The sequence below is a fragment of the Microcoleus sp. Pol7_A1 genome (genome assembly GCF_036701085.1).
In the GTDB taxonomy this organism is placed as follows: domain Bacteria; phylum Cyanobacteriota; class Cyanobacteriia; order Cyanobacteriales; family Microcoleaceae; genus Microcoleus; species Microcoleus asticus.
This window is the reverse complement of the sequence record NZ_JAUBQD010000121.1, coordinates 1-7,328: the sequence shown is the minus strand read 5'-3', so window position 1 is coordinate 7,328 and position 7,328 is coordinate 1. Positions and strand designations below refer to the sequence as shown.

Sequence of the window (7,328 nt, the reverse complement as noted above, 5' to 3'; positions counted from 1 at the left end):
TTAAATCATCCAAATCTTCCTTCAGTCTTGTCTTATGGTACTCTGGCTGCTTAAAAACTGTCCGGAGTATTGTAACTTAGAGCTTACTGAATATCAAGTAACAAGTCAAGAAACAGTAGATTATAATTGTTTTGCTTTTGCTGCTGGAGAAGAGGAATGCAGATGGGACCCGGTAGACCCTGATGGGTACTGGCCGGATGGTGTTTCAAGAGAGTTAACGCTGGAAGCTTTTATCCAAGCTTATCAAACTATTGGATATGAACCTTGCGAGAATCGTGACGTTGAACCGGGGTTTCAAAAAATAGCAATATACACCTATAACGGTCAGCCACAGCACGCAGCCAGACAAGAAGAGGATGGTAAGTGGAAAAGCAAGCTAGGGGATTGGGAAGATATCGAACATGAATTAGAAGGGTTAGAAAATCCTAACTATTATGGGGTGGTTCAACAAATATTAAAGCGAGCGACAATCCCGATAGAGATTTCTTAGACGGCAATTCAACTTTTGAAAAGTACACTCTTGGACTCACCCACTCTATTTGTTACCCTTAGCTATTTTTTATCTGCTTTAATAGCCAAGCTTCCCTTTGGATGATATAATAGACTAAAGTTAAATTGGCGAACAAATTATAAGATTAATTAGGGATTTTTTTGAAATCGAAAGAAGGAAAGCCATGCTAGAAAACCTGATCAAATACTTTGTCTACGCAACAAAAGGCTATATTACAAAAACGCAGTTAATCAAGTTTTTGTATTTGGCAGATCTTTATGCGGTCAAATGGACAGACAAGCAGCTTACTGATTTAGATTGGCGTTATTATTACTATGGGCCTTGGAATGAAGGCATAGAGGCTGTTTTAAATCAAATGAATGGCAAAGAGATTGTTCAAGAATCTCAGGGAGAAAGTATATTCATCAGACTTGGTGAGGGAGCTGGTAATGTGGATGATTTAAAGTTACCTTTAGGTCTGAAGCTCATGCTTGACAACATCAGGAGAGAATGGGCGGGTGCAGGAGAGGATAAACTGAATCAGTTACTAGAATATGTCTATAGCACTGCTCCCATGCTTGAGGTTAAATATAGCCACGAACCAGAGGAACAGGTGAGACTTAATCTCTACAAAGAAAGAGAAAAGTTAATGAGTGAATTGGGGTGAGCGAGTGGCTGGACAAAAACCGCGTCAAGGTTGGATTTATTTTATCAATCCCTATAGAGTATCTCTTCGTTGCAAACTCGGTCATCATCATATTTATGAGATAAATGAACCAGGGGAGATTGAGTGCAAGACAATTTCTTGCACTCAGGTGATTAATTCGAGTCGGGTTTTTCGAGGAGAGCATCCTTATATCGTTTGGACAAGTGACCAATTTCAAGAGGACTCTAAATACATCCAAACTTTGACGCTGATTCCGTTGACTTCACAAGAAACCTATAAAGGTTTGCCAACTGTATATCCAATTAACTCTACAAGCACAAATGGTCTTTCTTATAATTCCTTCGCTCTAGTGCATCAGATATGTACTGTTGATGCTAACTGTTTTAAAGATTCGCAAGGGGATTGGCTTAAGCGAGTTGGACAACTGGATAAAGCAGATAAGGAAGCTATAGAGGAACGTTTAAAGTATTTTTTAAATCTTGGGGATAATCTGGGTGAAGATTGGTTTATTAAAAATGCGTCTATAGAACTTTTGCAGAAAGTGTTTAATTCTCTAGCGGATGAAACCACAAAAAGTATGGCTATAGAAAAACTGATCGACGATTTGCGATCGTAGTCAATGAGTAGTAATTGATCGTAGAGGTCAAGAAGGTTTTTGCAGTGGACTTGAGCACTCTCCCTCTATCCTGTTAACCTTCTCGATCGCCCAAACGGCATCTTAGCCACATCTAACAAAAATTAAAAAAGGCGGCACCCAGATTTGAACTGGGGGTGGAGGTTTTGCAGACCTCTGCCTTACCACTTGGCTATGCCGCCGTCACGTCTGAAATTTGACGTTTTCTTATAGTACACCAAATCTCGAAATTTTTAACATACCTGTCAAAAATTTCGTGAAGCGCAGCTATCCCCAACGCGCGTGGGTTCCCGAAGGGTAGGGAATCGCCCTTTTTTTCCCATATCGCCAAAACCCTTGTGGGAAGGTACTCTAGAACTATAGCAACGACCCGCAACACCAGCCATGACACCAGTTTCTCCCCTACTCGTCGCCCAAATCACGGACACTCACTTGTTTGCAGAGCTCGATCGAGAATGGAAAGGCCTCTCAACAGCCCGCACCCTCCAAGCAGTTCTCGATCGCTTGCAACAGATACAGCCGCCGCCCGACTTACTCCTACTCACAGGCGACTTGTCCCAAGACGAAACACCAGAATCCTACCAGCGCCTCGTCTCCCTCATCGCCCCCCTCGGAATTCCCGCCTACTGGATACCTGGGAACCACGACAACATCCCAGTCATGGCAGAAATCTTAAATCAGCCGCCTCTTTCCCCAGAAAAATCATGGCTGCTAGGAAATTGGCAATTTCTGTTGCTTTCGAGTGTGGAAGCCGGATGCGACGGCGGGCGGCTTTCCCCAGAAAGCTTGCATTGGCTCGACTCTCAACTGCAACAAACCGGCGATCGACCTGTTATCATTGCCTTGCACCATCATCCTTTGCCGATCGACTCTGAAATAATGGATGGAATGATGCTGCACAATGCCGATGAATTTTTAGCAATTGTCGATCGATATCCTGAAATCAAAATCGTTCTTTGTGGCCACATTCACCAAGAATTTCAACAACAGCGGGGCTCAGTTACCTACTTGGGGACACCCAGCACCTGCATCCAACTTTTACCGAAAAGTCATCCGATTATCCTTGACCAAATCCCCCCGGGATTTAGATTGCTTGAATTGGCGATCGACGGTACTTGGAACACCAGAGTTGAGCGAGTTGCTGCACAATTGCCACCCGATTAATATTTTGCTGTCTGGATAAACTAATTAAATTTATATCAAATTTACATTTTGTTGTCAATACATCAAGAGATAGATTTTTTTTAGCAGCCCCATCTTTTATGATATTTATTAACCATAGATTGCAGACATACGTAAACTAGCGAGCTACGAACACAAATGTCGATCGCAATTTGACAAAATAGGAAAAACTAAATTTATGTCTGAACTAAATGGCGTGATGATGCAGTATTTCCACTGGTACAGCCCCGACGACGGCAGCCTGTGGAATCAGCTAGCGAAATCTGCAAAAGATTTAGCCAAAAAAGGCGTTACATCCCTGTGGTTGCCGCCAGCCTATAAAGGAACCGGCGGCGGTATGGATGTAGGTTACGGCGTCTACGACTTATTCGATTTAGGCGAGTTCGACCAAAAAGGGTCGGTACGCACAAAATACGGCACAAAAGATGAGTATTTGGCCGCCATTAAAGCTGCACAAGATGCTGGAATTCGGATTTATGCCGATGTTGTCTTCAACCACAAATTAGGTGCCGATGCAGAAGAAGAATCCGAAGCCACACCCTTCAATCCCGACAACCGGAATGACACCGTAGGTGAATATCAAAAAATCAAAGCTTGGACGCATTTTACCTTCCCCGGTCGCGACAAAAAATATTCCAGCATGGAGTGGCATTGGTGGCATTTTGACGCCATTGATTACAACGTTTACAACACAGAAACCCATGCCATTTACCTGCTGAAAGGTAAAGAATTCGATCGAGGAGTAGACTTAGAAAAAGGCAATTTTGACTACCTCATGGGTTGCGATTTAGATATGGACAACCCAGAAGTCACCGGGGAATTAAAATACTGGGGTGAGTGGTATGTCGATACAACAAACGTTGACGGCTTTCGCTTCGATGCCGTCAAACACGTTAAAGCAGAATTTTTCCAAGAATGGTTGGAACACGTTCGCCACTATGCCCAACGCGACCTATTTGCCGTAGGCGAATATTGGTCTTACGAAGTGGAAGCTTTGCACAGCTTCATCGAAGCAACGGACGGTAAAGTCACCTTATTTGACGCACCCCTCCACTACAACTTCCACGCTGCTAGCAAAGCCGGCAATAGCTACGACTTGCGAACAATTTTTGATAACACCCTCGTCCAACAGCAACCAGCCCTCGCCGTTACCTTGGTTGACAACCATGATTCTCAACCATTACAATCCCTAGAATCTGTTGTCGAGGCTTGGTTTAAACCTCTTGCCTACGCTTTAATCTTGCTGCGAAGGGAAGGATATCCGTGCATTTTTTACCCGGACTATTACGGCGATAACTATAAGGATACAGCAAACGATGGCAACGAATACGAGATTTGGTTAGACAAACATCAGTTTCTTCTCGATAAATTCTTGTTAGCGCGCCAAACTTATTCCTACGGCAATCAGTACGATTACTTCGACCACGCCAATACCATTGGCTGGACGCGACTCGGAACTGAAGAACATCCGGGCGGCATGGCTGTGGTACTCAGTAACGGAGACGAGGGCAGCAAGTTTATGGAAGTCGGACAACCGAATCGAACTTATATTGACATCACCGAACACATCAAAGAACCAATCACAACTAATGACGATGGTTGGGGTGATTTTCGGTGTAACGCCGGTTCTGTTTCGGTCTGGGTGCCCCAGCCGTAAGAACAGCGTTAAAATTGACGTACTCCTCTGCCTAAAGTAGGGTGCGCAGTGCGCACCTTACCGCTATAATTAGTAGTAGCTTAAACCACTTTTTACTTTCATGATTTTGATCGCGGAAACTTGTTTGTAGTGAGGAGTAAAGTCCTGTATCTAGCATTATTTTTATGATATGCGATCGCGCAAAAAATTATTTATATAAAAAATATGAAACTTTCAGCAAAAGTTGCCGTTATTACCGGCGGTGGGTCGGGAATTGGTCGTGCAGCAGCAATTTTAATGGCTAAGGAAGGCGCAAAAGTTGCTATTATCAATCGCACTTTAGAGGCCGGGGAAGAAACAGTCCGCCAGTTGGTCGATGAAGGAGGCTGCGGGCTGGCTATTGCAGCAGATGTGGCGGATTCTCAGCAAATGCAACAGGCATTTCAAACAATTTTTGATGAATATCAAAGAATTGATATTGTGTTGGCAAATGCCGGTATTAACGGTGTATGGTCGCCGATAGAAGAGATAGAACCCGAAGAGTGGGACCGGACAATTAATACCAACCTCAGAGGAACATTTTTGACTGTTAAGTATGCTGTTCCTTATCTGAAAAAACAAGGAGGTTGCATCGTCATTACATCGTCGATTAATGGCACCAGAAGTTTCAGGAAAATTGGTGCCACAGCTTACGCTTCCAGCAAAGCGGCCCAAGTAGCGTTAGCGAAAATGCTGGCGCTAGAACTTGCTCCCAGCCAAATCAGAGTCAATGTTATCTGTCCGGGCGCGGTGCTGACTGCGATTGAAGAAAGTACCACTAAGCGCCATCTCGATCGCATTCCAGTCGCGCCTGATTCGATTCAAGATATGATTCCTTTGACTGATAATACCGCAGGTTCGAGCGAAGAAGTCGCCCAATTAGTTTTATTTCTGGTATCAGATGCGTCCAGCTTTATCACAGGCACTGAAGTGTGGATTGATGGTGGCGGTTCTTTGATTTAAAATCTCTATAGCAGCAATTTAAAGAATCTTGCTACCAATTACGCATTACCCATAATTAATAACTGACAATCAAGCAATTTGGTCACAAGCCACCGGATTTATCGGTAGGCTCAATTCTTCAATCTAAAATCTAAAATCGATTGACTCTCTATTTACCATAATTAATGACTAACAATCAAGCAACTTGGTCACAAGCCCCCGGATTTATCAGTAGGCTCAATTCTTCAATCTAAAATCTAAAATCTAAAATCTAAAATCGATTGAATCTCCAGTTTTTTACAGCCGTTTGCAATGTCTGCGGCAGCCACTTATCGTACTGAGGATAAACAGGCAAACGCTGCACGAGCTGCCATCCCGCTGCTGCTAAAATTTCTGTTAAAGTTTGGTGTTGCAGGTGAGGATAATCGGGATTAACTTCATCCAGCGGCCCGATTCCTCCTAAATCTCTAGCACCAGCTTCTAAACAAGCAAGTAATATGTCTGGCTGTGCAACTAAATTCGGCGGAATTTGCAGCCTGATTTCATTAGGTAAGATGCTGCGGGCGATCGCAATTACTTCCGGCATTTTTGTAGCATCAAAAACTTCCCCGTCCCAAATTTGCTGATTTCCCGGACTGTGCGGCTGGAGGATAACTTCTTGAATGTGATGGTAACGCGAATGAATCCGGGCGATCGCCTCTAAAGTCTCCACCCAATCCCCCTCACTTTCCCCAATTCCCAGCAGCAAACCAGTTGTAAACGGAATCTTTAATTCCCCAGCCCATTCTAACTGTTGCAGCCGCAGCGCCGGGACTTTACTCGGTGCGTGTCGGTGAACCGTTTGTAACAAATCTGGGGCAAGCTGTTCTAGCATCAGCCCCATCGATACATTTACCTCTTTTAACTGTGCCATCTCCTCAAAGCTGAGCGGCCCCACATTAGTATGCGGCAAAAATCCCAGAGCAAGTGCCAGTTCGCACAAATCGTAAATCCGCTGCAACCAAGCTTTTCGCCGTTTACTTTGAGGATGTACCTCGCCGCTGAGGATGAGAATTTCAATTACACCTTGAGTTTGCAGGAAGTTGAGCTGTTTTTCGGCTTCTGGTAGCGTCAGCCAAGGACTTTGCAGGGGTTCGGCCCGAAAATTGCAATAGGTGCAGCGGTTAAAACACTCGTAAGTGGGAACCAGAGTATAAGCAGGGCTGTAGGTGACTGTGCGGGACATTTCTTGGGATTTTTATCGATCGGACTTGTGCAACAACATATATCTGTGCAGTGCGAGTTTTGCGATCTTCAACCGCAACCCTTCATCTATCTTAACAAGGACGCCTGTCCCGAATCTCGTTGCCCAGGTAGATTATGAGTATTCTTCATTTGTGGGCGATGTCCACAAATTCCGCTTTCTGCTTTTAAACTCCCGATACAGCAAGCCTTCTGGCTTGGAATAAGCATAATTTATCTTAAGTATAAGAAAATTTGTGCTTAGAAGGCCTTTACAAACAGAAATAAAAGCTTTATCTTTATTTACATGGCGGAACACAAAGCCGTCACGAACATTGAAAACCAAATAAAGCAATCATAAAACCATGACCACAACCTTACAGCAGCGCGAAAGCGCCAACCTGTGGGATCAGTTTTGCAACTGGGTCACCAGCACCGAGAACCGCATTTATGTAGGTTGGTTCGGCGTCTTGATGATTCCCACCTTGCTCAGCGCCACCATTTGCTACATCATCGC

Annotated in this window: 7 protein-coding genes, 1 tRNA gene and 1 pseudogene; 7 read left to right on the top strand and 2 right to left on the bottom strand. The window is 44.1% G+C overall.

Annotated elements, in window-relative coordinates; genetic code table 11:
* Window positions 1-34: 34 nt before the first annotated feature.
* The 3 genes from QUA20_RS31120 to QUA20_RS31110 all read left to right on the top strand — a co-directional run bounded on the left by QUA20_RS31120 (window position 35) and on the right by QUA20_RS31110 (window position 1,773).
* Complete coding sequence (locus QUA20_RS31120) at window positions 35-490, top strand: DUF7689 domain-containing protein (RefSeq protein WP_333194171.1); 456 nt, start codon at window positions 35-37, stop codon at window positions 488-490.
* A 184-nt stretch (window positions 491-674) separates the two neighbouring features.
* Window positions 675-1,157: a type II toxin-antitoxin system antitoxin SocA domain-containing protein gene (locus QUA20_RS31115; RefSeq protein WP_333194170.1), complete on the top strand. Its 483-nt coding sequence runs from the start codon at window positions 675-677 to the stop codon at window positions 1,155-1,157.
* A gap of 4 nt (window positions 1,158-1,161) precedes the next feature.
* Window positions 1,162-1,773, top strand: coding sequence for a type II toxin-antitoxin system PemK/MazF family toxin (locus QUA20_RS31110; RefSeq protein ID WP_333194168.1), 612 nt, complete (start codon window positions 1,162-1,164; stop codon window positions 1,771-1,773).
* A gap of 129 nt (window positions 1,774-1,902) precedes the next feature.
* Here the strand turns inward: QUA20_RS31110 and QUA20_RS31105 are convergent.
* A tRNA-Cys gene (locus tag QUA20_RS31105) sits at window positions 1,903-1,973 on the bottom strand.
* 202 nt (window positions 1,974-2,175) lie between these two features.
* On the opposite strand from QUA20_RS31105, the gene cpdA reads away from it, so the two are divergent.
* The 3 genes from cpdA (at window position 2,176) to QUA20_RS31090 (ending at window position 5,611) form a co-directional block, all read left to right on the top strand.
* Window positions 2,176-2,955, top strand: coding sequence for a 3',5'-cyclic-AMP phosphodiesterase (cpdA, locus tag QUA20_RS31100; protein ID WP_333194166.1), 780 nt, complete (start codon window positions 2,176-2,178; stop codon window positions 2,953-2,955).
* Window positions 2,956-3,151: 196 nt separating this feature from the next.
* Window positions 3,152-4,630, top strand: a complete 1,479-nt coding sequence (locus QUA20_RS31095) for an alpha-amylase (protein WP_333194164.1) — start codon at window positions 3,152-3,154, stop codon at window positions 4,628-4,630.
* 204 nt (window positions 4,631-4,834) lie between these two features.
* Window positions 4,835-5,611, top strand: coding sequence for an SDR family NAD(P)-dependent oxidoreductase (locus QUA20_RS31090; RefSeq protein ID WP_333194163.1), 777 nt, complete (start codon window positions 4,835-4,837; stop codon window positions 5,609-5,611).
* 250 nt (window positions 5,612-5,861) lie between these two features.
* Here QUA20_RS31090 and cofG read toward each other — a convergent pair whose 3' ends face one another.
* A complete protein-coding gene (cofG, locus tag QUA20_RS31085; protein WP_333194161.1) occupies window positions 5,862-6,815 on the bottom strand; it encodes a 7,8-didemethyl-8-hydroxy-5-deazariboflavin synthase subunit CofG in 954 nt (317 codons plus the stop codon).
* A 361-nt stretch (window positions 6,816-7,176) separates the two neighbouring features.
* Between cofG and QUA20_RS31080 the strand changes: the two are divergent.
* A pseudogene (locus QUA20_RS31080) lies at window positions 7,177-7,328 on the top strand (photosystem II q(b) protein); the annotation flags it as partial.